This window comes from Methyloversatilis discipulorum, from assembly GCF_000527135.1.
Lineage (GTDB): Bacteria > Pseudomonadota > Gammaproteobacteria > Burkholderiales > Rhodocyclaceae > Methyloversatilis > Methyloversatilis discipulorum.
The window spans coordinates 2,386,518-2,411,841 of the sequence record NZ_AZUP01000001.1; the positions used below are offsets into that span (position 1 = coordinate 2,386,518).

General features: G+C 67.7%; 22 protein-coding genes. 18 read left to right on the forward strand and 4 right to left on the reverse strand.

Annotated features, from left to right (window positions below; all coding sequences use genetic code 11):
- Positions 1 to 161: 161 nt before the first annotated feature.
- The 6 genes from pdxR (at position 162) to METFAM1_RS0111110 (ending at position 6,468) form a co-directional block, all read left to right on the forward strand.
- Positions 162 to 1,649 (forward strand): MocR-like pyridoxine biosynthesis transcription factor PdxR, encoded by a 1,488-nt coding sequence (gene pdxR, locus METFAM1_RS0111085; protein ID WP_157256614.1) that lies wholly within the window; start codon positions 162 to 164, stop codon positions 1,647 to 1,649.
- A gap of 112 nt (positions 1,650 to 1,761) precedes the next feature.
- Positions 1,762 to 2,019 (forward strand): type II toxin-antitoxin system Phd/YefM family antitoxin, encoded by a 258-nt coding sequence (locus METFAM1_RS0111090; RefSeq protein WP_024300641.1) that lies wholly within the window; start codon positions 1,762 to 1,764, stop codon positions 2,017 to 2,019.
- A 2-nt stretch (positions 2,020 to 2,021) separates the two neighbouring features.
- Positions 2,022 to 2,444, forward strand: coding sequence for a type II toxin-antitoxin system VapC family toxin (locus METFAM1_RS0111095; protein WP_019915318.1), 423 nt, complete (start codon positions 2,022 to 2,024; stop codon positions 2,442 to 2,444).
- Between the two features lie 160 nt (positions 2,445 to 2,604).
- Positions 2,605 to 4,737 carry a molybdopterin-containing oxidoreductase family protein gene (locus METFAM1_RS0111100; protein WP_019915319.1) on the forward strand — a complete coding sequence of 711 codons (2,133 nt, stop codon included), beginning with the start codon at positions 2,605 to 2,607 and terminating at the stop codon, positions 4,735 to 4,737.
- A 3-nt stretch (positions 4,738 to 4,740) separates the two neighbouring features.
- Entirely contained in the window at positions 4,741 to 5,046 is a 306-nt protein-coding gene (locus METFAM1_RS0111105; protein WP_019915320.1) for a ferredoxin family protein, read from the forward strand.
- A 6-nt stretch (positions 5,047 to 5,052) separates the two neighbouring features.
- Positions 5,053 to 6,468, forward strand: coding sequence for an FAD-dependent oxidoreductase (locus METFAM1_RS0111110; protein ID WP_019915321.1), 1,416 nt, complete (start codon positions 5,053 to 5,055; stop codon positions 6,466 to 6,468).
- Positions 6,469 to 6,862: 394 nt separating this feature from the next.
- Here METFAM1_RS0111110 and METFAM1_RS0111115 read toward each other — a convergent pair whose 3' ends face one another.
- On the reverse strand, positions 6,863 to 8,122 hold the full coding sequence (locus METFAM1_RS0111115; protein WP_019915322.1) for an Hsp70 family protein: 1,260 nt from the start codon (positions 8,120 to 8,122) through the stop codon (positions 6,863 to 6,865).
- Between the two features lie 61 nt (positions 8,123 to 8,183).
- Positions 8,184 to 9,035, reverse strand: coding sequence for an ATP-grasp domain-containing protein (locus METFAM1_RS0111120; RefSeq protein WP_019915323.1), 852 nt, complete (start codon positions 9,033 to 9,035; stop codon positions 8,184 to 8,186).
- A 277-nt stretch (positions 9,036 to 9,312) separates the two neighbouring features.
- Between METFAM1_RS0111120 and METFAM1_RS0111125 the strand changes: the two genes are divergently transcribed.
- From METFAM1_RS0111125 to METFAM1_RS0111145, 5 genes are all read left to right on the forward strand, one after another.
- Positions 9,313 to 11,829 carry a sensor domain-containing protein gene (locus tag METFAM1_RS0111125; RefSeq protein ID WP_232419733.1) on the forward strand — a complete coding sequence of 839 codons (2,517 nt, stop codon included), beginning with the start codon at positions 9,313 to 9,315 and terminating at the stop codon, positions 11,827 to 11,829.
- Between the two features lie 62 nt (positions 11,830 to 11,891).
- Positions 11,892 to 14,516, forward strand: a complete 2,625-nt coding sequence (locus tag METFAM1_RS0111130; protein WP_019915325.1) for an EAL domain-containing protein — start codon at positions 11,892 to 11,894, stop codon at positions 14,514 to 14,516.
- A 108-nt stretch (positions 14,517 to 14,624) separates the two neighbouring features.
- Positions 14,625 to 15,107: a VOC family protein gene (locus tag METFAM1_RS0111135; RefSeq protein ID WP_024300642.1), complete on the forward strand. Its 483-nt coding sequence runs from the start codon at positions 14,625 to 14,627 to the stop codon at positions 15,105 to 15,107.
- Positions 15,108 to 15,473: a YciI family protein gene (locus METFAM1_RS0111140; RefSeq protein WP_019915327.1), complete on the forward strand. Its 366-nt coding sequence runs from the start codon at positions 15,108 to 15,110 to the stop codon at positions 15,471 to 15,473.
- 293 nt (positions 15,474 to 15,766) lie between these two features.
- A complete protein-coding gene (locus tag METFAM1_RS0111145) occupies positions 15,767 to 16,711 on the forward strand; it encodes an IS110 family RNA-guided transposase (RefSeq protein WP_019915329.1) in 945 nt (314 codons plus the stop codon).
- Positions 16,712 to 17,035: 324 nt separating this feature from the next.
- On the opposite strand, the gene msrA is transcribed toward METFAM1_RS0111145, so the two are convergent.
- Together msrA and msrB are read right to left on the reverse strand one after the other, a co-directional pair.
- Complete coding sequence (msrA, locus tag METFAM1_RS0111150; RefSeq protein WP_019915330.1) at positions 17,036 to 17,629, reverse strand: peptide-methionine (S)-S-oxide reductase MsrA; 594 nt, start codon at positions 17,627 to 17,629, stop codon at positions 17,036 to 17,038.
- A complete protein-coding gene (gene msrB / locus METFAM1_RS0111155; protein ID WP_019915331.1) occupies positions 17,626 to 18,099 on the reverse strand; it encodes a peptide-methionine (R)-S-oxide reductase MsrB in 474 nt (157 codons plus the stop codon). Before msrB ends, msrA begins: the two co-directional genes overlap by 4 nt.
- A gap of 222 nt (positions 18,100 to 18,321) precedes the next feature.
- Here msrB and METFAM1_RS0111160 point away from each other — a divergent pair, with 222 nt between their 5' ends.
- The 7 genes from METFAM1_RS0111160 to kdpC all read left to right on the forward strand — a co-directional run bounded on the left by METFAM1_RS0111160 (position 18,322) and on the right by kdpC (position 25,276).
- Positions 18,322 to 19,050, forward strand: a complete 729-nt coding sequence (locus METFAM1_RS0111160) for a CDP-alcohol phosphatidyltransferase family protein (RefSeq protein WP_019915332.1) — start codon at positions 18,322 to 18,324, stop codon at positions 19,048 to 19,050.
- The gene (locus tag METFAM1_RS0111165) at positions 19,044 to 19,643 is read left to right on the forward strand and encodes a lysophospholipid acyltransferase family protein (RefSeq protein ID WP_019915333.1); all 600 of its coding nucleotides are present in this window, start codon (positions 19,044 to 19,046) and stop codon (positions 19,641 to 19,643) included. The genes METFAM1_RS0111160 and METFAM1_RS0111165 overlap by 7 nt, the downstream gene beginning before the upstream one ends.
- A gap of 31 nt (positions 19,644 to 19,674) precedes the next feature.
- The gene (locus tag METFAM1_RS0111170) at positions 19,675 to 20,619 is read left to right on the forward strand and encodes a phosphatidate cytidylyltransferase (RefSeq protein WP_019915334.1); all 945 of its coding nucleotides are present in this window, start codon (positions 19,675 to 19,677) and stop codon (positions 20,617 to 20,619) included.
- 137 nt (positions 20,620 to 20,756) lie between these two features.
- The gene (gene kdpF / locus METFAM1_RS20630) at positions 20,757 to 20,849 is read left to right on the forward strand and encodes a K(+)-transporting ATPase subunit F (protein ID WP_019915335.1); all 93 of its coding nucleotides are present in this window, start codon (positions 20,757 to 20,759) and stop codon (positions 20,847 to 20,849) included.
- Positions 20,849 to 22,585: a potassium-transporting ATPase subunit KdpA gene (gene kdpA / locus METFAM1_RS0111180; protein WP_019915336.1), complete on the forward strand. Its 1,737-nt coding sequence runs from the start codon at positions 20,849 to 20,851 to the stop codon at positions 22,583 to 22,585. Before kdpF ends, kdpA begins: the two co-directional genes overlap by 1 nt.
- Positions 22,586 to 22,594: 9 nt before the next feature.
- Complete coding sequence (gene kdpB / locus METFAM1_RS0111185; RefSeq protein WP_019915337.1) at positions 22,595 to 24,679, forward strand: potassium-transporting ATPase subunit KdpB; 2,085 nt, start codon at positions 22,595 to 22,597, stop codon at positions 24,677 to 24,679.
- Positions 24,680 to 24,694: 15 nt separating this feature from the next.
- The gene (gene kdpC / locus METFAM1_RS0111190) at positions 24,695 to 25,276 is read left to right on the forward strand and encodes a potassium-transporting ATPase subunit KdpC (protein ID WP_019915338.1); all 582 of its coding nucleotides are present in this window, start codon (positions 24,695 to 24,697) and stop codon (positions 25,274 to 25,276) included.
- The last annotated feature ends 48 nt before the right edge of the window (positions 25,277 to 25,324 follow it).

The window sequence follows — 25,324 nt, forward strand, 5'->3', positions numbered from 1 at the left end:
GGCGTCGCGCATCTTTTCGTGCGTTGGTGAAGCATCCGTCGTACTGCGCGCTCCGGACGCTCTTTCGATATAGACCCGATGAACACGCGTTGCCGGCCGAAGCAGTTTGTGCTGTTAATCTCGCACAAAGCGGGCGACCGAACGGTCGACCGCATGTCGCCATGCGAGCTCACGCCGTGCACCTTCCCATCCTCGTAGACCCGACCCTCGACAGCACGCTGCAGGCGCAGATCGTTGCCCAGATGCGCGCGCTGATCGAGCACCACCTGCTGCCGCCCGGCGCGCCGGTGCCGGCGACACGCGACCTCGGGCGGCAGATCGGCGTATCGCGCAACACGGTCACCGCCGCCTACGAGGAACTGATCGCGCAGGGCTATCTGTACACCGAGCGCGCGGTCGGCACCTTCGTCGCGAAGACGCTGCCCGATACCCTGATCCGCTCGCCGGACAGCATCGACGATCTGCGCAGCGGCGCCGAGCACCGGGCACTGAACCTGCCGCTGCCCTACGGCGGCCGCGGCCTGACGGGCCTACACCGTCCGGCCCAGCCAGGCCTCGCGGCCGACTTCGTGTTCGGGCGCGCCGATCCGCGCAGCTTTCCGGAGCGCATCTGGCGCAAGCTCATCGTCGAATGCCTGGGCGGTGCGGCCGAACGCATGAGCGAATACAGCCATCCGGCCGGCCTGCCCGAACTGCGCCAGCTCATCGTGAACCACCTCGCCACCACGCGCGGCATGGTGGCGTCGACCGAACAGGTGCTGATGGTGGCCGGTTTCCAGCAAGGCATCGATCTGGTCGCCCACCTCTTCGTCGGCACCCGCACACCGGTGGTGATGGAAGCGCCCACCTACCGGGGTGCGGCCTTCCTGTTCGAAAGCTATGGCGCCCAGGTCATTCCGGTGGCGGTCGATGCGCACGGCGTGGACGTGCGCCAGCTGCCGCAGCGGCGCGTGAAGCTGGTCTATGTCACGCCGTCGCACCAGTTCCCGACCGGCGGCACCATGCCGCTGCACCGGCGCCTTGCGCTGCTCGAATGGGCGGCGCGCAACGGCGCCTACATCCTGGAGATCGACTACGACGCCGATTACCGCTACGAAGGCGCGCCACTGCCGACCCTGCAGTCGCTCGACCGCAACGGCTGCGTCATCTACGTCAATTCGTTCACCCGCACGCTGGGCCCCGGCCTGCGCATCGGCTACCTGGTGCTGCCGCGCGATCTGGTGCGCACCGCAGTGACCATCAAATCGCTGATGGACAACGGTCTGCCCTGGCTGGAACAGGCCACGCTGGCACAGTTCATCCGCGACGGCAGTTACGACACTCATCTGCGTCGCCTGCGCACCGCCCACGAAGCGCGGCGCAACACGCTGGTCGGCGCGCTGCGTGCGCGACTGCCGGAAGTGCGCATACAGGGCGCCGACGCCGGCCAGCACGTTCTGCTGCGCCTGCCCGAATCCTGTCCGCCGGCGGTCGAGGTACAGGCCGCGGCACGCGGCTTCGGCACCGGCGTCTATCCGCTGTCCGACAGCCCGGTGTGGTTCCACGAAGGCCTGCCGGGGCACGAACGCTGCCTGATGCTGGGCTACGGGCACCTGGCAGAGGCGCAGATCGAGCGCGGCATCGACGGGCTGGCGCAGGCGCTCTCCTGAGCGCATGTTTCCGTCGCGAGCCGGGCAGTTGAAGCCGGATGCCGACCGACGGTTTGACAGCGCGCGCGGGCGCTGAAAAACTAGTCAGAAATCTAGTCTGTTGGAGGTGATCATGGACGCATGGCCTGTTCAGGATGCAAAAGCACGCTTCAGCGAATTTCTCGATGCCTGCCTGTCAGAGGGACCGCAGATGGTGACCCGCCGCGGCATCGAAGCAGCGGTACTGGTACCGGTACAGGAATGGCGCAGGCTGCAGTCGGCAGCACGCCCGTCGCTGAAGGCACTGCTGCTGTCCGACGATGCCCGCGCCGAGTCGCTGGCACCGCCGCGCGGGCGCGCCCGGCGGCGGCCGGTGGAAGCGCTCAAGTGACGATGTACCTGCTCGATACCAACGTCGTGTCCGAACTGCGCCGGCCGCGGCCACACGGTGGCGTCGTGGCCTGGCTGCAGTCCATCGACGACGCAAGTCTTTTCCTGTCGGCGGTGACGGTCGGAGAAATCCAGGCAGGAATAGAATTGACGCGCGAGCAGGACGCGGTCAAGGCGGCCGAGATCGAAGCGTGGCTGGATCAGGTCGCCAGCGCCTACAACGTACTGCCGATGGATGCGACAGCATTCAGACGCTGGGCAGCACTGATGCACCGCAAGTCCGACACGCTGTACGAGGACGCGATGATCGCAGCCACTGCGCTGACCCACGGCCTGACTGTCGCGTCGCGCAATGTGGCCGATTTCAAGGCGCTCGGCGTCGAGGCCTTCAATCCGTTCTCGCGATCGGCCACAGCCACCGACTGAAGGAAGGGGACGCCACCCGCTGGCACCATCCTTTTTTCTCCGACTGGCCCTGTCTCCCCTCCCCGCCACTGACTAACTTTCATCCGGCAGACATCGGGACCGGGCTCCGCAGAGGGCCCGCCCATCCGCCCCTTGTCACCTTTTCTACCGGGAGAAAGCCATGTCCACCCATTCGAGCGAGACCCTTGTCGTGCGCGGCGCCTGTCCGCAGGATTGCCCCGATACCTGTGCGTTCCTGTACCACGTCGAGGACGGCAAGCTGGTCGAAGTGACCGGCGACCCGGACCACCCGATGACGCGCGGCGGGCTGTGCGTGAAGCTGAAGAACTTCGCCGAGCACCACTACAACCCGGACCGTCTGCTGCATCCGATGAAGCGGGTCGGCCCCAAGGGCTCCGGCATGTTCGAGCGCATCAGCTGGGACGAGGCGCTGGCGACCATCAAGTCGAAGTGGACCGACATCATCGCCGAGTACGGCACGCAGGCCATCATGCCGCACGCCTACCTCGGCCATCAGGGCACGCTGAACGGGCTGACCGCCGGTGACGCCTTCTTCAACCGGCTGGGTTCGACGGTGGCCGAGAAGACCTATTGCGAATCCGGTTCGTCGACCGCCTGGATCATGACCGTCGGGCCGACCGGCGGCATGGACGTGGAAAGCCTGGCCGTGTCGAAGTACATCATCGTGTGGGGCATGAACATGCTCAACACCAATCTGCACGGCTGGCCCTTCGTACTGAAGGCCAAGGCGGCCGGCGCCAAGATCGTGGTGATCGACCCGGTGCGCACCCGCACCGCCAAGCAGGCCGACTGGCACATCCGCATCAAGCCGGGCACCGATGCCGCGCTGGCGCTGGGCATGATGAACGTGATCATCAGCGAGGACCTGTACGACCACGACTACGTCGAGAAATACACGCTGGGCTTCGACCAGCTGAAGGCGCGCGTGGCGGAGTTCCCGCCCGAGCGCGTATCCGAAATCACCGGCATTCCGGTGGTCGACATCCTGACGCTGGCGCGCGAATACGCCGGCACGCAGCGCTCGGCGATACGCCAGGGCGTGGCGGTCGAACGCAGCCCGGGCGGCGGCGACGCGGTGCGCGCCATCACCTGCCTGCCGGCGCTGACCGGCGCCTGGCGCTACCCGGGCGGCGGCACCATCGAAATGCCGATCTGGGAATTCCCGTTCAAATTCGACTTCATGTGCCGGCCGGACTGGATTCCGCCGGGCACCCGCGTAATCAATGAACTGGACCTCGGCGCCGCGCTGACCGGGGCGATGCCGCTCGACCCGCCGATCAAGTCGCTGTTCGTCTACAACTCCAACCCGGTGTCGCAGGCGCCGGGCGCCGGCACCATCGTCGAGGGGCTGCAGCGCGAAGACCTGTTCATGGTGTGCAGCGAACTGTTCATCACCGACACCGCCAAGTACGCCGACATCCTGCTGCCGGCGACCATGCAGGCCGAACAGCTGGACATCATGGTGACCTGGGGCCACCTCTACATGCACCTGAACCAGCCGGCCATCGCGCCGCCGGGCGAGTGCGTGCCCAACGTCGAACTGTTCCGCCGGCTGGCGAAAACGATGGGCTTCACCGACGAACACTGGGACCTCGACGACTGGGAAATGCTGCGCCGCTGCTACGACTGGGACGCGCCGGTCATGAAGGGCATCACGCTGGAAACGCTGAAGGAAAAGGGCTGGATGCGGCTCGACGTCGGCCTGCCGGACGAGCGCACGCCGCACGCCACCGGCGACTTCAAGACGCCGTCCGGCAAGTGCGAATTCGCGTCCAGTCTGGCCGCCGGCGGCAACTTCGTCGTGCCGGTATGGCGCTCGGGCTACGAGGCGATGCAGCCGGGTACGCCGGTCGATCCGGTGCCGAACTACATCCCGTCGGTCGAAACCATGCTGCCGGATGGCGCCAGCGCCTTCCCGATCAATCTGGTGTCGCCGAAGCCGCACGCCTTCCTGAACACGCAATACGCGAACGAGCCGACGCAGCAGCGTCGCCAGGGCGAACAGATCATCGTCATCCACCCTATGGACGCCGGCCCGCGCAGCATCGAACAGGGCAGCTATGTGCGCGTGTTCAACGAGCGCGGCGCCTTCGAGGCGCGCGCCGAAGTGAGCGAGGACGTTTCGCCCGGACTGATGATGACCAATGTCGGCCACTGGCCGGGGCTGAACCGCAGCGGCACCGCGGTCAACTCGACCACCTCGACCCGGCACTGCAATCTCGGCCAGGCAGGCACCTATTCCGACAACCGCGTCGACGTGCAGAGGGTTTGAGCCATGACCCATGTCGTGACCGACAACTGCCGCGGCTGCCGCTACACCGACTGCGTGGCGAGCTGCCCGGTGGCCTGCTTCCATGTGAACGAGGTGCGCGTCTATATCGACCCGGCGGTGTGCATAGACTGCAGCGCCTGCATTCCGGCCTGCCCGGTGCACGCCATCGTCGAGGAATTCGACCTGGCGGAGGACCAGCAGCACTGGATACGCATCAACGCTGAGGCGGCGCAGCGCTATCCGGTCATCCGCGCGCGTCTGGCGCCGCTCGACGGCGCCGACGCGCGCCGGCAGCAACTGGGACTGTGATGCGCGATGGCGATACCCGGAACTGAAGGCCAGCCCCTGCGCGTGGCCATCGTCGGCAGCGGGCCCGGCGGCTTCTACGCCGCCGAAGCCCTGCTGGAAAGCGGCCTGCAGGTGGAGATCGACCTGATCGAACGCCTGCCGGTGCCGTTCGGCCTGGTGCGCTTCGGCGTCGCGCCCGACCACGCGAAACTGAAGTCGGTCACCACGGTGTTCTCGCAGATCGCCGAAGACCCGCGACTGCGCTTCTTCGGCAATGTCGAGCTCGGACGCGACCTGTCGGTGCGGCAGCTGGGCGCGCTCTACCACGCGGTCATCGTCGCCACCGGTGCGGCTGGCGACCGCCGGCTCGGCATCGACGGCGAACACCTGCCGGGCGTGCACGCGGCCGGCGATTTCGTCGGCTGGTACAACGGCCGGCCGGAATGCGCCGAGCTCGAATTCGATCTGCAGCAGGAGGTCGCGGTGGTGATCGGCCAGGGCAATGTGGCGATCGATGTGTGCCGCATCCTGGCCAGCCCGGTCGATGTGCTGCGACGCACCGACATCGCCACGCATGCCATCGACGCGCTGGCGCGGTCGCGCATCCGCGAAATCCACCTGGTCGGCCGGCGCGGGCCGGTGCAGGCGAAGTTCACGCCGAAGGAACTGCGCGAACTGGGCACCCTGCCCGGCTGGCAGCCACGCATCGATCCGGCGGCACTCGTGCTCAACGACGCCAGCCAGGCCGAGCTGGCCATGCCGGGCTTCGTTCACGCCCCGCGCAACGTGGACATCCTGCGCGGCTTCGCGCAAGCGCCGGTCGACGACGCGCGGCGCCCGCTGCACCTGCATTTCCACCGCGCGCCGGTGGCGCTGAGCGGCGAGTCGCGGGTGGAACGGATCGAACTGGAAGCGCAGGCGCTGTCGGGTACAGCCGGCGCGCAATCGGCCACACCGACCGGCGAGCGCCTGAGCCTGCCGGCCGGGCTGGTGCTGCGCAGCGTCGGCTACCGCGGCACGCCGCTGCCCGGCCTGCCCTTCGATCTGGTGCGCGGCGCGCTGCCGCATCGCGACGGTCGCATCGTCGACACCGGCGGCAAGGTGCTGCGCGGCTGGTACGCGACCGGCTGGATCAAGCGCGGCCCGACCGGCGTCATCGGCACCAACCGCGCCGACAGCGTGGACACGGTGGCCAGCCTGCTGGCCGACCTCGCGCAGCTCGACACCCCGAAAGCCGGCCGCGCCGGCCTGCTGGCGCAACTGTCAGCGGACCGCAGACAGGTGGTCGATTTCGCCGGGTGGCGCGCGATAGCGCAGGCCGAGGCCGAGCGCGGACGCGCAAGCGGAAAGCTGGCGGAGAAGTTCGTCCGCGTCGAAGACATGCTGGATGCCGCCGCGGTCGCCGAAGCCCCGCAGTCGAGGGAGCGAGCCTGCTCGCGCTAGCGGTCTGAATCGGAGCCCGCGGCCAGCCTAAGCTGCATCGCGACCAAGGTCGCTCCCACAAGTAATGCGCCCGATCCATGGCTGGCGCCAGGGCCGAGGTTCTGTGGGAGGGGTCTTCTGACCCCGACAACCGCCGGGATCGAGGCCTGCAGACAGCAGCGGCCGTGTCGCGGCCAAGGCCGCTCCCACAAGGAATGCGCCCGATCCACGGCTGGCGCCTGGGCCGGGTTTCTGTGGAAGGGGTCTTCTGACCACGACAGCCGCCTGGATCGAAGCCTGCGGACAGCAGCGGCCGTGTCGCGGCCAAGAAGGCCGTTCCCACAAGAGCACTCGCGGGTCGCGGCTCGGGCCAGGGTTCGCGGGAGCGAGCTTGCTCGCGATTCCGACCCGACCGTCAGGCGCGGCCGTAGCGCTGGCGTGCCACCACGGCGAGACCGCAGCCGACGCTGCCATACAGGTCGCCCTCGACCGGCTGCGCGTCCGGAAAGCGCGCGGCCAGGGCCTGGCGCAGTGCCGGCACGCCGCTGGAGCCGCCGGTGAAGAACAGCGTGTCGACTGCCGACGGTGCGAGACCGGCCTGCGCGATGCAGGCAAGCGCGGCGTCGCCGACGCGGGCGATCTCTGCCGCGATGGCGTCCTCGAACGCGGCGCGACTGACCGGTACGTGCAAGCCGGCCTCGGCCACGCCCAGATCGAGATCGACCAGGGGCGCATCCGACAGCGCAATCTTCGCCGCTTCCGAGCGGATCGCCAGATGGTGGCCGCTGCGCTCGCGCAGCACGCGCAACAGCCGCTCGAAGCGGCGACCATCGACCACGTCGCGCGCCATGTCCTGCAGACCGGGCAGCACGTCGCGGCGGTAGGCGAGGTGGATGGTGTGCCAGGTGGCGAGGTTGAAGTAAGTGCTGTTGGGCAGTACGGCGCCGCTGGCCAGCAGGCCGCCCATGCCCAGTTCGGGCATCACGCAGGCGAGCGACAGACGCTTGTCGAAATCGGTGCCGCCGATGTGCACGCCGGTATTGCCCAGCAGGTCGGCACTGCGGTCGACATGGCGTCGGCGCTCGGGTGACAGCCGCACCAGCGAGAAGTCGGAGGTGCCGCCGCCGATGTCCACCACCAGCACCAGCGATTCGCGTTCGACCGTCTGCTCGAAGGCATGCGCGGCGGCGATCGGCTCGAACTGGAAGCTCACGTCGCGGAAGCCGGCGCGGCGCACGATGTCGGCCAGCGTGTCTTCGGCCAGCTTGTCCGCCTCGGCGTCGTCGTCGACGAAGCGCACCGGGCGGCCGACCACCACTTGTTCGAAGCGCGTCTGCGCCGCCGTCTCGGCGCGCTTCTTCACTTCGCCGATGAAACCGCCGATCAGATCGCGGAAGGCCAGGTGACGGCCGCCGACGTCGGTGCCGGCGTCCATCAGGCCACTGCCGAGCAGGCTTTTCATCGAGCGCATCAGCCGGCCTTCGAAACCTTCGAGGTATTCGCTAAGCGCCGCACGACCGACCGCGATCGAATCTTCGTCCAGATTGAAGAACACGGCCGACGGCAAGGTCGGCTTGCCATCTTCGAGCGGCAGCAGGCGGGCCAGCGGGCCGTCGTGGATGGCGGCGGTGGAGTTCGAGGTGCCGAAGTCGATGCCGCAGGCGGAGGTGTTCATCGGGCAGTGCGGTGGAGCGGAAGGCCGCGCAGCGTACGGGGGCGGCGCGCGGTGCGCAAGTTCAGGATGCCGCCGCTGCGAGCACGATGTCGGCCAGCGCGCGCGCGCTGCCCGGCGCGGTGTCGAAGAAGAGCGAGGGTTCGATCAGTTCCAGTTCGATCAGCACCGGCCGGCCGTCGAGCCGCAGCATGTCGACGCGCGCATAGGCGCAGGGTCGGGGGGCGACTGCCAGCGCCGCTTCGGCCAGCGCGAACTCGTCGGCCGCAGGCGCGTGCGCATGGGCGACACCGCCCCAGATGTCCTGACAGCGGTAGTCGCCGGCCTGCGGCACCTTGCGCACCGCGTGCGAACAGCGGCCGCCGAAGAAGATGAGCGACACCTCGCCGTCGGCGATGCCCGGCGCGAAGGGCTGCAGCAGCACGTCGCCGTCGGCCGCCAGCGCGCGCAGATGATCGGCGCAGGCGGCGCTGTCGGCGGCGCCACGGAAAGCACCGAAAGCGCCTATCGACACCGCCGGCTTCACCACCACCTCTTCGCTGCCGAATTCAGCCAGCGCCTGCGCGAGCTGCGCACTGTGCCGCTCGATGAAACGCGTCGGCACGATGTCCACGTCACGCTCCGCCAGCTCGAACAGATAGCGCTTGTGGCTGTTCCACTCGATCACCGGCAGTGGATTGAGCAGCCGGCTGCAGCGATCCACCCGCTGCGCCCAGGCGAGGAATTCGGGCAGGCGCGTGTGGTAGTCCCAGGGCGAACGCAGCAGCACGCAGCGGTAGGCCGACCAGTCGATGTCGGCGTCCCACGCGACCAGATCGACCGGCACGCCGCAGGCGGCCATCAGCAGTTCGGCGTCGCTGTCGGGCTTGGGCATGTCGGCGCAGGTGACGAAGGCGATGTCGGGACGGGCGCTCATGGCGGGCGGGAATCCTTGGCGTGGAGGTGTGGTGGAACGCGGGCCCGACGACGTCCGGTTCGCACGCCGGCAGACCCTGGGAGAGGCGCCATGATACCGGCGCCGGGCACCCTCGCGCCGTATCCGTCAGGCGCGCGGGAAACTCGCCATCCTCATGAAAGAAAACATTTTTTGCAATGCACAAGTACAGTCCGCCAGCGGCGCGCCGATATCTGATGCGAGCGCCGCCGATGTGAGCATGGCGGGCCTTTTGGCAATCGCGATGAGCAGCAGAACCTTGACTTCAACCCCGCATCCCTCGAACTCCACCTATTCAGAACGGCCTGCGCACGAGCAGGCGGAGGGCGACCGGCGATTCCGCCTGCTGTTCGAGCGCATCCCGGACCCGATGCTGCTGCTCGACGTCGAATCGGGCGTATTCATCGACTGGAACCCGGCGGCGATGCGCATGCTGAACTTCCCGGCCCGCGAGGAGGTGATCGCGCTGCGCCCGGCCGACATTTCGCCGGCGCAGCAGCCGGACGGTCGTGCATCGGACGAAAAAGCGCGCGAAATGATGGACATCGCGCGGCGCGAAGGCAGCCACCGCTTCGAGTGGACCATCTGCAGCCCCTATCGCAGCGAGGTCGTGATCGAGGTGCTGCTGACCACCATCGCCATCGACGGCCGTGAGGTGTTCATCACCACCTGGCGCGACCTCAGTCAGCAAAAGCGCACCGAGCGCGATCTGGTGGCCAACAAGCTGCGCTGGAAATTCGCGCTCGAAGGTGCCGGCGACGGCGTATGGGACTGGAACATCCAGGACGGCACCGTCTTCTTCAGCCCGCGCTGGAAAACCATGCTGGGCTACGAGGAAGAGGACATCGGCAACGCGCTGTCCGAATGGTCGGAACGCGTACATCCGGACGACCTGCCGCGGGTGATGGCCGACGTGCAGGCCCACCTCGACGGCCGCACGCCGGGCTACCGCAACGAGCACCGCATGCTCTGCCGCAACGGTGACTACAAGTGGATACTGGACCGCGGCAAGGTGATCAGCCATGACGCCGACGGCCGGCCGCTGCGCATGGTGGGCACCCACACCGACATCACCGAACGTCGCCGCGTGCAGACCGAACTCGAACGCGCCGAAGCCACCCAGCGCGCGCTGCTCGACGCCATGGCCGACGGCGTGTTCGTGGCGCAGGAGCACCGTTTCGTATTCGTCAATCCGGCCCTGCCGCGCATGCTGGGCTATACGGTCGAGGAATTCACCGGCCTCACTTTCGCCGATGTGCTGCACCCCGACTTCCTCGAACTGTGGAGCGAACGCTACGAGCGGCGCATCGGTTCCGGGCCGGAACCGCAACGTCGCTACGAAGTGCAGTTGCTGAACCGCGACCGCGACCGGCCGCTGTGGATAGAACTGATCGCCTCCCGCTTCACCTATCGCGACGAGCCTGCCGTGCTCGGCATCGTGCGCGACATCAGCGACAAGAAGATCAACGAACAGACCATCTGGAAGCAGGCCAACTACGACGCGCTGACCAATCTGCCCAACCGCCATCTGCTGCTGCATCACCTGCGCCAGGAAATGCGCCTGAGCCAGCGCAGCGGTCACCAGCTGGCGGTGCTGTTCATCGACCTCGACCGCTTCAAGGAAGTGAATGACACGCTGGGCCACCCGGCCGGCGACAGCCTGCTGCAGCAGGCGGCGCAGCGCATCACCGGCTGCATGCGCGACACCGACGTGGTTGCCCGCTTCGGTGGCGACGAATTCGCGGTGGTGCTGGGCGGGTTGGAGCACCCGGACGTCGTCGAGCAGATCGCCGGCAAGATACTGAGCGCCCTGCACCAACCTTTCCAGCTGTTCAACGAACTGGTCTATGTGTCGGCCTCGATCGGCATCACGCTGTACCCGGACAGCGCGCAGAGCCAGGAAGATCTGCTGAAGCAGGCCGATCAGGCGATGTACGACGCCAAGCGCGCCGGACGCAACCGGATGAGCTATTTCACGCCGTCGATGCAGGCCAGTTCCGAACGCCGTCTGCGCCTGGTGTCGGACATGCACACCGCGCTGACCACCGGCCAGTTCCACCTCGTCTACCAGCCCATCGTCGAGATCGCGACCGGCCGCGTGCGCAAGGCCGAAGCGCTGATACGCTGGCAGCACCCGGAGCGCGGCCATGTATCGCCGACCGAATTCATCCCGATCGCCGAGGAAACCGGCCTCATCCTGCCGATGGGCGACTGGATCACGCGCACTGCGGTCGGTTTCGCGCGCCATCTGCAGCAGCGCCATGGCGACACCGTGCAGATCAGCATCAACCATTCGCCGCTGCAGCTGCGCAATCGAAACGGCGACTATCCCGGCGTGGTCGAGCTGCTGCACCAGCTCGACGCACCGGGCAGCCTGGTAGCGATCGAAATCACCGAAGGCATGCTGGTCGAGGCCGACGAACCGGCCCTGGAATGTCTCTACGCGATGCGCGACGCCGGCGTCCAGGTGTCGCTGGACGACTTCGGCACCGGCTATTCATCGCTGTCCTACCTGAAGAAGTTCGACATCGACTACCTGAAGATCGACCAGTCCTTCGTGCGTGGCCTGTCGCGCGATTCGAGCGAACTGGCGCTGTGCGAAGCGATGATCGTGATGGCGCACAAGCTGGGCATGCAGGTGATCGCCGAGGGCGTCGAAACCATCCACCAGCTCGACCTGCTGCGCGCCGCGCAATGCGACTACGCCCAGGGTTACCTCTTTTCGCGCCCGCTGCCGGCCGAACACTTCGAAGCCTGGTTGCGCGAGAATGGCTGAAATGCACCACTCGTCCGGCGCCCTGGCGGACGGCCCCGCAGCCCGCATTTCAAATAGAGAGAATGGCACTAGACCTCATAAAGGCCACTGCACTGATCCTGGCGCTCAGCCTGCTGCAGGGCTTCAATGCCCGCTTCTGGGGTGAGCGCCATACGGCCCGTGCCATCGGTTCGGGACTGATCTTCGGCGTCATGTGCGTGGTCGGCATGATGATGCCGATCACCCTCACCCCCGGCGTCATCTTCGACGGTCGTTCCGCCGTGCTCAGCATGGCCGCGCTGTTCGGCGGCCCGCTGGTCGGCGCCATCGCCGGCACGGTGGCCGCCGCCTACCGCCTGCACCTCGGCGGCGGCGGCGCGCTGGTCGGCGTTGGCGTCATCACCGTTTCGGTGCTGCTCGGCCTGGGGATGCGCGCACTGGTCCGCAATGACAAGGTCAGGCCGGGCTTCGCATCCTTTCTCGCTCTCGGCGTCGTGGTACACGTCGTTGCGCTGCTGTTCTTCCTCGGACTGCCGGGCGACACCGCCAAACGCGTGTTCGAGATGCTGGCCCTGCCCTATCTGCTGACGCTGGCGCCGGCCACCGCGCTGCTCGGCATGCTGCTGCTGGACCTCGACGAACGTCAGCGCACCGGCAAGGCGCTGCGCGACAGCGAAGCGCGCATGCGGGCGATCACCGAAGCGGTGCCCGACGTGCTGATGGTGCTCGACGAGGACGGGCGCTACCTGAAGATACGCGCGCCGGACGAGAAGCTGCTCGTCGCCGACGCTGAGTCGCTGAACGGCAAGCTGATGACCGACGTGCTGCCGCCGGACAAGGCGGCCACGTTCCAGGACTACGTCCGCCGCACGCTCGCGTCGGACAGCGCGCAGGTACTCGAATACACGCTGGACACGCGGGGCGGTCCGCGCGTGTTCGAGGCGCGCGCCCGCGCGCTCGACGCCCCCTTCGAAGGCCGCCGCGCGGTGGTGCTGCTGACGCGAGACATCACTGACCGCGTGCGGCTGGAGGAAGAACAGCGCATCGCCGCCATCGCCTTCGAATCGCAGCAGGGCATGATGATCACCGACGCCTACAGCGTCATCCTGCGCGTGAACAAGGCCTTCACCGCGATCACCGGATTCAGCGCCGAAGAGGCGATCGGGCAGCGCACCAGCCTGCTCGCATCCGGCCGGCACGACACCGCCTTCTACCGCGCCATGTGGTCCAAGCTGCACGCCGACGGCGTCTGGGAAGGCGAAATCTGGAACCGGCGGCGCAACGGCGAGGTATACCCGGAGCGCTTGTCGATCAGCGCCGTGCGCAACGCCGACGGCATGGTGACGCACTACGTCGCCGCCTTCATGGACATCACCTTCAGCAAGGCAGCCGAGGACGAGATACGCCGGCTCGCCTTCTACGACGCACTGACCGGTCTGCCGAACCGCCGCCTGCTGTCCGACCGCCTCGGCCAGGCGATGGCGTCGACCTCGCGCACTTCGCGCCACGGCGCGCTGATGTTCATCGACCTCGACGACTTCAAGAACGTGAACGACCTGCTCGGCCATCACAACGGCGACCTGCTGCTGCAGAAGGCCGGCGCCCGGCTGCGCGACATCGTGCGCGAGAGCGACACCGTCGCCCGCTTCGGCGGCGACGAATTCGTCGTGCTGCTGGCCGACCTGCCCGAACACTCGGTCGACGCCGCGCAACAGGCCGAGCGCGTCGCCGAGGCGATGCTGGCCGCGCTCAATCGTCCTTACGTGCTCGACGGCCAGACACGCCAGACCAGCGCCAGCATCGGCATCGCGATGTTCAGCGGCAGCACGCACTCGATCGACGAAATGCTGCGCCGCGCCGACCTGTCGATGTACGAATCGAAACAGCGCGGCAAGAACCGGCTGCATTTCTTCGACCCGGTCATGCAGGAAACCGTCACCGCGCGACTGCGGCTCGAAGACGAAATACGCAGCGGTCTGGCGACGCGACAGTTCTGCGTGCATTACCAGGCGCAGGTGGAGAACGGTCGCGGCATCGTGTCGGCCGAGGCGCTCGCCCGCTGGCGCCACCCGGACAAGGGCTTCATCCCGCCGGCGCAGTTCATCCCGGTGGCCGAACGCGCCGGCCTGATGTCCGCACTCGGCCAGCAGGTAATGGAAGACGCGCTGGAACAGCTCGCGCGCTGGGCGCGCAAACCGGAAACCGCCCACCTGTCGGTGGCGGTCAACATCAGCGCCGCCCAGCTCTACCAGTCGGAATTCGCCGATTCGGTACTCGAAGCCATCACCCGCACCGGCGCGCCGCCGGGCAAGGTGGTGCTCGAACTGACCGAGTCCATCCTGCTCGGCGACGTCGATGGCGCGATCGAGGTGATGCAGCGCCTGCGCGCACGCGGCATCCGCTTCTCGATCGACGATTTCGGCACCGGCTACTCGTCGCTGGCCTATCTGCAGAGCCTGCCGATCAACGAACTGAAGATAGACCGCTCCTTCGTGCATAAGCTGCCGGAGAACGAGGGCAATCTGGCCATCGTGCGCGCAGTGGTCGCGCTGGCCTCGGCGCTCGGCGTGAAGGTGATCGCCGAAGGCGTCGAAACGGAAGACGAGCGCAATGCGCTGGCCGGCAACGGCTGTCAGTTCTTCCAGGGCTACCTGTTCGCGCGGCCGCTGCCGGCCAACGAGTTCGAGAATCTCCTGCGCACGCAATGAACCGACCGGAAATCTTCCGCGGGGGCTGTCGAATCCGCGCCGGCTGCTTCGTCGACCAGGCAGGACCGGTGCGTGCCGGTTCACTTCACCGTCGAAGGAGATCCGGCCATGACCTCACCCCAGCCCGTGCCCGCGGGCATGCACACCGTCACCCCGCACCTCGTCTGCGACAACGCTGCGGCCGCCATCGATTTCTACGTGCGCGCCTTCGGCGCGACGGAACTGATGCGCCTGCCCGGCAGTGAGGGCAGAATCCTCCATGCGCAGGTGCGCATCGGCGACTCCGTCGTCATGATCGTCGACGCCCACCCGGAGTGGTTCATGCGCGATCCGAACAGCTACGGTGGCACACCGGTCGTGCTGCACCTGCAGGTGCCCGATGTCGATGCCCTGTTCGCACAGGCGGTCGCCGCCGGAGCGACCGCGCAGATGGCGCCCGAGGACATGTTCTGGGGCGACCGCTACGGCCGCGTGATCGATCCGAACGGCCACGTCTGGGCCATCGCCACCCATGTGCGCGACGTCAGCCCGGAAGAACTACGCGCTGCCAGTGCGAATCCCTGCCCTGAAAGCGTCACCAAGGAGACCTGAATGCCGCACATGCTGCTCATCATCGAACCGGTCGGCCAGCGCGCCACCCGTACCGAAGCCGAAGGCCGCGACCTCTATGCACAGATGGTGGCTTTCGGCGAAGGCCTCGCCGCACGCGGCCTGCTGATGGGATCGGAATCGCTGCGCGTCGAGTCGACGCGCGTACAGGTACGCGACGGCCGCACCCAGATCATCGACGGCCCCTTCGCGGAGGCGAAGGAAATGATAGGCGGCTTCTTCATGCTGGCCACCGACGACCGCCAGCAGGCGCTCGACATCGCCCGCGCCTGCCCCGCCGCCGCCTGGGCCACTGTCGAAGTCCGCGGCTTCGGCCCCTGCTTCGACGACAGCAAAGCGCCGGGCTGACGGCCGCTGCGCGCAGGCACTCGCCCAATCGCGAGCAAGCTCGCTTGTATGTTCTACCCCGGCAGGCGTAGGAATAGCTTGTCGGGCGGAGGGACCGAGCTCGGATCTGACGGCAAGCACGTACAGACAGTGGGAGAGATGTCCCGCCCTCACCCCAAGCACCGATCAGGAATCCATCGGACCGTGTGACCGCGGTACCGTCCATACCCTGCAAGCCAGTGCTGTGGTGAATCCCGACAAGCCTTTTGAACCTTAGTCGGGAGGGCCCCATCGTGACAAGTCAGAACGAGACAGTGTGCTTTGGCATCGATATCTCCAAGCATTGGCTGGACATCGCCGAGTACCCCAGTGCGCGGGTGACGCGCATCGACAACACGGCTGCGGCCATCCGCGGCTGGTTGCGCACCCTGCCGAAAGGCCACCAGCGCATTGCCTGCGAATCGACCGGCACCTATCACCGCACGCTCGTCGAGCTGCTCATCGGCGCCGGACATCAGGTGTTTCTGATCGACGGCTTCAAGCTGTCCAGGTACCGCGATACCGTGGGCCAGCGCGCCAAGACGGATCGGCATGACGCACGCCTGATCGCCCGCTACCTCGCGCACGAGGGCACGGATCTGCGCCCCTTCTGCCTGCCAGCGCCTTCGGTGACCGAACTGCGCGGCCTGCTGCGTCGGCGCGCAACCGTGGTACGCAGCCTCGGCCGCATCCGTCAGAGCATGGAAGATCTGCCCGGCTTTGGTCGCGACGTGCGTGTGGCCCTCGCGCGGCTCACCGCTTTGATCAAACAGTTCGAGCAGCGCATCGCCTCGCTGATCAACGAAAGCGGATGGACTGAACCGTATCGGCGCATCCTGAAGATAGAAGGCGTCGGCGCGCTCACCGCCGCCGGCCTGTGCGCGGCGTTCCATCGCGCTCCCTTCAGCGGCGCCGACGCCTTCATCGCCTTCCTTGGCCTGGACGTCAGTGTGCGCGACTCGGGCAAGAAGACCGGACGCCGTGTGCTGAGCAAGAAGGGCGACTCGGAGATGCGCCGCCTGCTCTACAACGCCGCCATGGCAGCCAGCCGATCCACGACCTGGCAGCCCTTCTACCAGCGCATGCTCCAGCGCGGATTCCGTCGCACCCAGGCGCTCGTTGCGCTGGCCCGAAAGCTCGCGCGCGTTGCCTTCTCACTGATGAAGAACGCCGCAGACTATGTCCCGAAACAACACGAAAACGCTTGCGGCGGAACATAGAATCTCCCACAAGAAGCCCTCCCGGATCTTTGCCGGAGCGGTGCTTTCGTGGGAGCGAGCTTGCTCGCGATGCGGCCGCTGCTGTCCGCTGACTTCGATACATGCCGCTGTCGGGGTCAGAAGACCCCTCCCACAGAAGCCCGGCTCCGGCTCGGGCCGCGGGTCAGACGGCCCCCCTGTGGGAGCGGCCTTGGCCGCGACACGGCCGCCGCTATCCGCCGGCTCCGATACAGGCCGCTGTCGGGGTCAGAAGACCCCTCCCACAGAAACCCGGCTCCGGACCGGGCAGCGGGTCAGGGGCAGCTCCTGCGGGAGCCGCCCCGTCTACTTCGCCCCCCACAGCTCGCGCAGGCGCGCGTCGCGGCCGCAGCTCCAGCGGTAATAGGTGTAGCGCGCGGGATTCTTCCGGTAGTAGTCCTGGTGGTAATCCTCGGCCGGATAGAAGGTGTCGGCCATATGGATCTCGGTCACGATGGGCGCCTTGAACGGCTTGCTCTTCTCCAGCGCGGCGAGTGAGCGCTTCGCCGCTTCGAACTGCGCCGCATCGTGGGCGAAGATGGCGGTGCGGTAGGGCGTGCCGATGTCGCAGAACTGACGGTTCTTCACTGTCGGGTCGATGCTGTGCCAGAACACGTCGAGCAGCCTGTCGTAACTCACCTTCGCCGGGTCGTACTCGATCTGCACCGCTTCGGCGTGACCGGTGGCGTGCGACGACACCTCCTCGTAGCTCGGATTGGCGGTCTTTCCGCCGGTGTAGCCGGAAGTGGTCTTGAGCACGCCGTCGACCTTGTCGAAATCCGCCTCGACGCACCAGAAGCAGCCGCCGGCGAAGGTGGCGCGGGCGGTGGTCTGCGCCGTTGCGCCGCCGCTCAGCGCCAGCAACGCAACGAATCCGGCCAGCGTGCGCAGGGTGATCATGCCGCCGCCGGCGCGAAGCGCAGCGCCACGCCGTTGTTGCAGTAGCGCTTGCCGGTCGGCGCCGGGCCGTCGTTGAACAGGTGGCCCTGATGGCCGCCGCAGCGCGCACAGTGATACTCGGTACGCGGCAGGATGAGCTTGTAGTCGGTCTTCGTGCCCAGCGCCCCCGGCAGCGCGGTGTGGAAGCTGGGCCAGCCGGTGCCGCTTTCGTACTTGGCGTCCGACGAGAACAGCGCGAGGTCGCAGCCGGCGCAGTGATAGGTGCCGCGGCGCTTCTCGGCATTGAGCGGGCTGCTGCCCGGACGCTCGGTGTCTTCTTCGCGCAGCACGGCGTACTGCGCCGGCGTCAGGCGCTTCTTCCACTCGGCGTCGCTCAGTTTGAGCGGCGCCGGCGTCTCGGCGCGCAGCGGCAAGGTGGTGAGGCCCAGGCCGTGCAGCGCAAACAGGCCGAGCAGTTGGCGGCGGTTCATCGTGTGTCCTCCACGGTGTCGTCCCTGTGCGGAACTGACTGTCGGACGCCGGAGCGCCGGGCGGGGTTCCGCCGGCGCCGCGTCCTGGTTCGATACCACAGCAGACCGTGCGCGGTGGCGAATGCTTACATCGGCGTGCGGTGACGCCCACCCATGACGGCCGCGTGCATTCCGGGCAGAATGCCAGCGCCGTATCCCACCACCCGTGCGGAGCCCAAGAACATGAACGATGCGGACGAGCTGCCTAACGTAAAGAACGACACGGACGAGAACCGTCGTCCGAAAGACGACGCGGACGGAAACCGTCGTCCGAAAGACGATACGGACGAAAACCGGCGTCCGATTGCCGCCCGCTCGGCCGGCTGGGCACAGCGCAGTGCGGCCTGGCTGGCGCGCACCGACGTGACGCCGAACCAGATTTCAGTGGTCAGCATCCTGTTCGCGGCGGCCGGTGCGGCGCTGCTGCTGTGGTCGCCGACGCCCGCCGGGCTGGTCGGCTGCGCGCTGGCGATACAGGGGCGGCTGATCTGCAATCTGCTGGACGGCATGGTGGCGGTCGAGGGTGGCAAGAAGTCGGCGCTCGGTGCGCTGTACAACGAATTTCCGGACCGCGTCGCCGACTCGCTGCTCATCGTCGCGCTCGGTTATGCCGTCGGCTGGCCGGCGCTGGGCTGGTTCGGCGCACTGGCGGCGGCGCTGACCGCCTACGTACGCGTGTTCGGCGGCGCGCTCGGGCAGGCGCAGAGCTTCCGCGGGCCGATGGCCAAGCAGCACCGGATGGCGGTGATGACCGCCGCCTGCCTGATCGGCGCCGGCGAACTGGCCTGGGCCGGCAGCCAGTGGGCGCTGCAGGCGGCCTGCGTGGTGATCGCCGCAGGATCCGTCCTCACCTGCGTCACGCGCACGCAGGGCATCGCGCGCCAGCTCACCGCGGCGGGGCCGACATGCTGATCTCTGCGCTGCTGATCGGCCTCACCCGCGCACTGGTGGGGGCCGCACCGCGCTGGCAAGGCAGTGCGCCGTCGCCGGCGCAGCGCATCTACTTCGCCAACCACTCCAGCCATGTCGACACGCTGGCGCTGTGGTCGGCGCTGCCGCGCGAACTGCGCCGGCACACGCGGCCGGTGGCGGCCGCCGACTACTGGAACACCGACGCGGTGCGCCGCTGCATCGCGGTGCGCGGGCTGAACGCGGTATTCATCGAGCGCCAGCGCAGCGAGGCGACGAAAGACCCGCTGGCACCGCTGACCGAAGCGCTCGCCGCCGGCGATTCGCTGATCATCTTCCCGGAAGGCACGCGCAACCTGCAGCCGCTGCCGGGGCCGTTCAAGGCCGGGCTGTTCCATCTCGCGGAGCGTTTCCCGGACGTCGAACTGATACCCGTGTACCTGGAAAACCTGCACCGCTGCATGCCCAAGGGCTCCTTCTTCCCGGTGCCGCTGATCTGCACCGTGCGCTTCGGCGCGCCACTCGCCCGCATCGCTGGCGAAGACAAGGCGGACTTTCTCGAACGCGCCCGGCAGGCGGTGATCGATCTGGCCTGAACGGCCGCGCGACAACAACAAAGGGGATGCAATGAGCGCACAGGACAAGTTCTACTGGCTGATGGGCGGCATCGGTGCCGTGCTGCTGCTGTCGTCCATGATCGGCTGGGTGCTGTCGCGGCGCGTCAGCGGTGAATCGGGGCGCGCCGTGGTCGACAACCTCAATGCGCGCATCAAGGCCTGGTGGATCATGGTGGCCGTGTTCGCGGTCGCCTTCATGCTTGGCAAAATGGCCACCATCGTCATGTTCGCGCTCATCTCATGGTTCGCGCTACGCGAGTTCATGACGCTGACGCCGACCCGACCGGGTGACCACCGCGCGCTGTCGGTGTCCTTCTTCATCGCGATTCCGCTGCAGTACGCGTTGATCGCCGACGAGTGGTACGCGCTGTTCTCGATCCTGATTCCGGTCTACGGCTTCCTGCTGCTGCCTTCGCTGTCGGTGCTGGCACAGGACACCGAGCACTTCCTCGAACGCGCCGCCAAGATCCAGTGGGGCGTCATGCTGACCATCTATTGCATCAGCCACGTACCGGCGCTGCTGCTGCTCGACATCCCCGACTACGCCGGCCAGAACGCGCTGCTGCTGTTCTACCTGCTGCTCGTCGTGCAGCTGAGCGACGTGCTGCAGTATGTGTTCGGCAAGCTGTTCGGCAAGACCAAGATCGCGCCGGTGGTGAGCCCGTCCAAGACCGTCGAAGGTTTTGTCGGCGGCGCGCTGTCGGCCACCGCGATCGGCGCCGCGATGTGGTGGATCACCCCCTTCTCGCCGCTGCAGGCGGCCGGCATGTCGGCCGCCATCGTCATCATGGGTTTCCTCGGCGGGCTGGTGCTGTCGGCGGTCAAGCGCAGCCTCGGCGCGAAGGACTGGGGCAGCATGATCCAGGGGCACGGCGGCATGATGGACCGCATGGATTCGGTCAGCTTCGCCGCACCGGTGTTCTTCCACCTCACACGCTATTTCTTCACCCCCTGAATCTTCACCCCCTGAATCTTCACGCCCTGATCGTTCGCTGACGACACGTTTACGCCGCGTATACAGCGGCGCCCGCGATTTATAGACCGTCTTTGCACGCGTCCTCCTAGTCTTCGCACATCGTCTGCGGAGGAATCATGATGGGAACGCTGTACGGAATCTGCGCCGCGCTGGTCGTGGCGCTGTTCGTCTATTTGCTGTGGGCGCTGTGGCGCGCGGAGGATCTGTGATGACCGCCCAGATGTGGATGCTGCTGGGCGGCTTCGTGCTGGCCGTCTGGCTGATCGCGCTGCCGCTGGGCCGCTGGCTGGCCCTGGTGTCTGAACGGGCGCCGCGTCCGTTTGCCGGCATCGAGTCGGCGCTGCTGCGCGCCTGCGGTGTGAGCGGCGAAGAACAGGGCTGGCGCGGCTATGCCGGTGCGCTGCTGCTGTTCAACCTGATCGGCGTGATCGCGCTGTACGCGCTGCAGCGGCTGCAGCCCGAACTGCCGCTGAACCCGCAGCAGTTCGCCGCGCCGACCTGGGATTCCGCGCTCAACACCGCGGTGAGCTTCGTCACCAACACCAACTGGCAAGGCTACGGCGGCGAGTCGGCGATGAGCCACCTGACCCAGATGCTGGGCCTGACGGTGCAGAACTTCCTGTCCGCGGCCACCGGCATCGCGGTCGCCTTCGCGCTGATGCGCGGCTTCGCGCGCAGCGGGGCGGGCGGCATCGGCAACTTCTGGGTCGATGTCCTGCGCATCACGCTGTGGCTGCTGCTGCCGCTGTCCGCCGCGCTGGCGCTGGCGTTCGCGGCGCAGGGCGTGATCCAGAACCTGTCGCCCGACCTGACGGTCACGCTGCTCGAACCGCTGCATACCGATGCGGGTGCGGTCAGCACGCAGACGCTGGCCATGGGGCCGGTCGCCTCGCAGGAGGCGATCAAGATGCTGGGCACCAATGGCGGCGGCTTCATGAACGCCAATTCGGCCCACCCCTTCGAGAACCCGACGGCGTGGACCAATGTGCTGCAGATGCTGGCCATCTTCGCGATTCCGGCCGGGCTGTGCATGGCCTTCGGTCGCGTGGTCGGCGACCGCCGTCAGGGCTGGGCACTGCTGGCCGCGATGACGGTACTGTTCGTCGCCGCAGTGGTCGGCATCATGTCGCTGGAACAGGCGGGCAACCCGCATTTCGCCGCGCTCGGAGTCGACCAGACCGCCAGTGCGCTGCAGGCCGGCGGCAATATGGAAGGCAAGGAGGTGCGCTTCGGCGTCGCCGCCAGCGCGCTGTTCGCCGCCATCACGACGGCCGCCTCCTGCGGCGCGGTGAACGCGATGCACGCCTCGCTGACACCGCTGGCCGGCGGCATCACGATGCTGCTGATGCAACTCGGCGAGGTGGTGTTCGGCGGCGTCGGTTCGGGTCTGTACGGCATGCTGCTGTTCGCCGTGCTGGCGGTGTTCGTGGCCGGCCTGATGACCGGGCGCACACCGGCCTACCTGGGCAAGAAGATCGAACCGGCGGAAATGAAATGGGTGGCCGTCGCCGTCCTGGTCACGCCGCTGCTGGTGCTGGCCGGCAGCGCGCTCGCGGTGAGCACGGAGGCCGGTCGCGCCAGTCTGCTGAATCCGGCCGCGGCCGGCTTCTCCGAAGTGCTGTACGCCTTCTCGTCGGCCGCCAACAACAACGGCAGCGCTTTCGCCGGCCTGTCGGCCAACACCCCCTTCTACAACCTGACACTGGCGATCGCGATGGCGCTCGGCCGCTTCGCCGTCATCGTGCCGGTGCTGGCGCTGGCCGGTGCGCTGGCCGCGCGCACCCGCGCCATGCGGCAAGCGGGCAGCCAGGACGCGGCAATGCCGACGCACGGACCGATGTTCGTCGTGCTGCTGGTGCTGACCGTGCTGCTGGTCGGCGCGCTCACCTACCTGCCTGCGCTGGCGCTCGGCCCGGTGGTCGAGCACATCAACCTGTATCGCTGAGGACGCACCATGACGAACGCCCTTCATCCTTCGCGCCCGGCCGCCGGACTGCTCGACCCCGCACTGCTGCGCGGCGCGGTGCGCGATGCCTTCATCAAGCTCAATCCGGTGGCGCAGTGGCGCAATCCGGTCATGTTCGTGGTCTGGCTGTGCGCCGTACTGATCAGCGCGCTGTGGCTGCAGGCCCTGACCGGTCAGGGCGAGGCGCCGGCCTGGTTCATCGGCGCCAATGCGCTGTGGCTGTGGTTCACCGTGCTGTTCGCCAACTTCGCCGAGGCGCTGGCCGAAGGCCGCAGCAAGGCGCAGGCCGCCAGCCTGCGCAGCCTGCAGAAGCGCGGCACGGCGAAGAAGCTGCGCGCGCCGCGCCAGGGCGAGCACTGGGACGCGGTCGATACCGGCGCCTTGCGCATCGGCGACGTGCTGCTGGTCGAGGCCGGCGACACCATGCCCTGCGACGGCGAGGTGATCGAAGGCGTGGCCTCGGTGGACGAAAGCGCCATCACCGGCGAATCGGCGCCGGTCATCCGCGAAGCCGGCGGCGATTTCTCGTCGGTCACCGGCGGGACGCGCGTGCTGTCGGACTGGATCGTCGTGCGCTGCACGGTCAATCCGGGCGACAGCTTCCTCGACCGCATGATCGCCATGGTCGAAGGCGCGAAGCGGCGCAAGACGCCGAACGAAGTCGCGCTGACCATCCTGCTGGTGGCGCTGACGCTGGCCTTCCTGATGGCCACCGTCACGCTGCTGCCCTTCTCGCTGTTCGCGGTCGATGCCGGCGGACAGGGCAGCCCGGTCACCGTGACCGCGCTGGTGGCGCTGCTGGTGTGCCTGATTCCGACCACGATAGGCGGCCTGCTGTCGGCCATCGGCGTGGCCGGCATGAGCCGCATGCTGGGCGCCAACGTGATCGCCACCTCCGGCCGCGCGGTCGAGGCGGCGGGTGACGTCGACGTACTGCTGCTCGACAAGACCGGCACCATCACGCTGGGCAACCGCCAGGCCGCCGCCTTCCTGCCGGCGCCCGGCGTGAGCGAGCGCGAACTGGCCGACGCCGCGCAACTCGCCTCGCTGGCTGACGAAACGCCGGAGGGTCGCAGCATCGTCGTGCTCGCCAAACAGAAGTTCGCGCTGCGCGAACGCCAACTGCTGTTGCACGACGCCGTCTTCGTGCCCTTCACCGCGCAGACCCGGATGAGCGGCGTGAACTGGGAGGGCCGGCAGATCCGCAAGGGCGCGGCCGAGGCGGTGCGCCAGCATGTCGAGTCGCTGGGCGGGCAGTTCGCACCGGAACTGCTGCGCATCGTCGAGGACGCCGCCCGCCGCGGCAGCACGCCGCTGGTGGTGGCCGACGGCGAGCGAGTGCTCGGCGTGGTCGAACTGAAGGACATCGTCAAGGGCGGCATCCGCGAACGCTTCGTCGAACTGCGGCGCATGGGCATACGCACCGTCATGATCACCGGCGACAACCGGCTCACCGCCGCTGCCATCGCCGCCGAGGCGGGCGTCGACGACGTGCTGGCCGAAGCCACGCCGGAAGCCAAGCTGGCGCTGATCCGTCGCTATCAGGCCGAAGGCCGCATGGTGGCGATGACCGGCGACGGCACCAACGACGCACCGGCGCTGGCCCAGGCCGACGTCGCGGTAGCGATGAACAGCGGCACGCAGGCGGCGAAGGAGGCCGGCAACATGGTCGACCTCGACAGCAATCCGACCAAGCTGATCGAGGTGGTCGAGATCGGCAAGCAGATGCTGATGACGCGCGGCGCGCTGACCACCTTCAGCATTTCGAACGACGTCGCCAAGTACTTCGCCATCCTGCCAGCCGCCTTCGCCGCCACCTATCCGCAGCTGGGTGCGCTGAACGTGATGCAGCTCGCATCCGGCGAGTCGGCCATCCTGTCGGCGGTCATCTTCAATGCGCTCATCATCGTCGCGCTGATTCCGCTCGCGCTGCGCGGCGTGCAGTACCGCGCGCTCGGTACCGCCGCGCTGCTGCGTCGCAACGGCCTGCTGTACGGCCTGGGCGGTTTCGTCGTGCCCTTCGTCGGCATCAAGCTCATCGACGTGCTGCTCGGCGCGCTGCACCTCACCTGAACACGGAGTCCTGCCATGAACGCCACCCTGAATACCCTGCGTCCTGCGCTGTCACTTTTCCTGCTGCTGTCCGCACTGACCGGCCTCGCCTACCCGCTGCTGTTCACCGCGCTGGCGCAGACGCTGTTCCCCGAACGCGCGGCCGGATCGCTGATCCGCGACGGCGAACAGGTGACCGGCTCGACGCTGATCGGTCAGCCCTTCTCGTCGCCCGGCCACTTCTGGTCGCGCCCGTCGGCCACCGCACCGCAGCCCTACAACGGCGCCGCGTCCGGCGGCAGCAATCTGGGTGCCAACAACCGCGTGCTGATCGACGCGGTGGCACAACGCATCGCCGCGCTGCGCGCCGCCGACCCGGACAACCGCGCGCCGGTGCCGGTCGATCTGGTCACCGCGTCGGCCAGCGGGCTCGACCCGGACATCAGCCTCGCCGCCGCCCGCTACCAGGCGGCCCGCGTGGCGCGGGTACGCGGCCTCGACCCGGCCGCGGTCGACGCGCTGATCGAAGGTCACGCGCGTCATCCGTGGCTGGGCTTCATCGGCGAGCCACGGGTGAATGTGCTGGCGCTGAATCGCGCGCTCGACGCGCTGCGCTGATCATGGACCATGACCTGCTCGTGCTGCTGCTCGGACTGCTGGCGATCG

Bases quoted from the DNA above. Each gene is read 5' to 3' on its own strand.
- METFAM1_RS0111120 (WP_019915323.1), bottom strand. From the start codon at position 9,035: ATGAGCGCCCGTCCCGACATCGCCTTCGTCACCTGCGCCGACATGCCC.
- msrB (WP_019915331.1), bottom strand. From the start codon at position 18,099: ATGAACCGCCGCCAACTGCTCGGCCTGTTTGCGCTGCACGGCCTGGGC.
- kdpF (WP_019915335.1), top strand. From the start codon at position 20,757: ATGATGGGAACGCTGTACGGAATCTGCGCCGCGCTGGTCGTGGCGCTG.
- METFAM1_RS0111090 (WP_024300641.1), top strand. From the start codon at position 1,762: ATGGACGCATGGCCTGTTCAGGATGCAAAAGCACGCTTCAGCGAATTT.
- kdpB (WP_019915337.1), top strand. From the start codon at position 22,595: ATGACGAACGCCCTTCATCCTTCGCGCCCGGCCGCCGGACTGCTCGAC.
- pdxR (WP_157256614.1), top strand. From the start codon at position 162: ATGCGAGCTCACGCCGTGCACCTTCCCATCCTCGTAGACCCGACCCTC.
- METFAM1_RS0111170 (WP_019915334.1), top strand. From the start codon at position 19,675: ATGAGCGCACAGGACAAGTTCTACTGGCTGATGGGCGGCATCGGTGCC.
- METFAM1_RS0111115 (WP_019915322.1), bottom strand. From the start codon at position 8,122: ATGAACACCTCCGCCTGCGGCATCGACTTCGGCACCTCGAACTCCACC.
- METFAM1_RS0111100 (WP_019915319.1), top strand. From the start codon at position 2,605: ATGTCCACCCATTCGAGCGAGACCCTTGTCGTGCGCGGCGCCTGTCCG.
- METFAM1_RS0111160 (WP_019915332.1), top strand. From the start codon at position 18,322: ATGAACGATGCGGACGAGCTGCCTAACGTAAAGAACGACACGGACGAG.
- METFAM1_RS0111105 (WP_019915320.1), top strand. From the start codon at position 4,741: ATGACCCATGTCGTGACCGACAACTGCCGCGGCTGCCGCTACACCGAC.
- kdpA (WP_019915336.1), top strand. From the start codon at position 20,849: ATGACCGCCCAGATGTGGATGCTGCTGGGCGGCTTCGTGCTGGCCGTC.
- msrA (WP_019915330.1), bottom strand. From the start codon at position 17,629: ATGATCACCCTGCGCACGCTGGCCGGATTCGTTGCGTTGCTGGCGCTG.
- METFAM1_RS0111095 (WP_019915318.1), top strand. From the start codon at position 2,022: ATGTACCTGCTCGATACCAACGTCGTGTCCGAACTGCGCCGGCCGCGG.
- METFAM1_RS0111140 (WP_019915327.1), top strand. From the start codon at position 15,108: ATGCCGCACATGCTGCTCATCATCGAACCGGTCGGCCAGCGCGCCACC.
- METFAM1_RS0111130 (WP_019915325.1), top strand. From the start codon at position 11,892: ATGGCACTAGACCTCATAAAGGCCACTGCACTGATCCTGGCGCTCAGC.
- METFAM1_RS0111110 (WP_019915321.1), top strand. From the start codon at position 5,053: ATGGCGATACCCGGAACTGAAGGCCAGCCCCTGCGCGTGGCCATCGTC.
- kdpC (WP_019915338.1), top strand. From the start codon at position 24,695: ATGAACGCCACCCTGAATACCCTGCGTCCTGCGCTGTCACTTTTCCTG.
- METFAM1_RS0111135 (WP_024300642.1), top strand. From the start codon at position 14,625: ATGACCTCACCCCAGCCCGTGCCCGCGGGCATGCACACCGTCACCCCG.
- METFAM1_RS0111165 (WP_019915333.1), top strand. From the start codon at position 19,044: ATGCTGATCTCTGCGCTGCTGATCGGCCTCACCCGCGCACTGGTGGGG.